The 442-nt window shown below is 67.0% G+C and carries 1 protein-coding gene; it reads right to left on the reverse strand.

Annotated elements, in window-relative coordinates; translation table 11 throughout:
* Positions 1-94: 94 nt before the first annotated feature.
* A partial coding sequence (locus I6F37_RS40175) for an ABC transporter permease (protein ID WP_368736825.1) occupies positions 95-442 on the reverse strand: 348 nt, incomplete at its 5' end.

Genomic DNA, 442 nt, shown 5'->3' on the forward strand with positions numbered 1-442 from the left:
GGCGCTACAACTTCAGGCGTCCACACGGCTCCCTCGGCCGAAGACCGCCCGCAGCTCGCCTCGCCGAGCTGAACAACGCGCTCGGGTCTTACACCTAGCCCTTCGAGATTCCGACCGCGGCCGCGCCAGGTAGCACTGCGTCCTGCGGCTCATCCGCGCGGATCTCGGCCATGCGCTCCGCACGCCGTTGCTGCCAGAGCACGAGGCCGATCACGAACGCGGTGAACAGGAACAGGATCGTCGCGAGGACGTTCACCTGTACCGGGATCCCGCGGAGGGCGACGCCGAAGACGTAGAGCGGGAAGGTCACGGTCGACCCGGAGTTGAAGTTGGAGATCACGAAGTCGTCGATCGATAGTGCGAACGCCAGCAGCCCGCCGGCCGCGACTCCCGGCGCAATCAACGGCAACGTCACCAGCCTGAACGTCGTCCAGCCCGAGGC

The organism is Bradyrhizobium sp. NBAIM08 (assembly GCF_020193935.1).
Taxonomy (GTDB): Bacteria; Pseudomonadota; Alphaproteobacteria; order Rhizobiales; family Xanthobacteraceae; genus Bradyrhizobium; species Bradyrhizobium yuanmingense.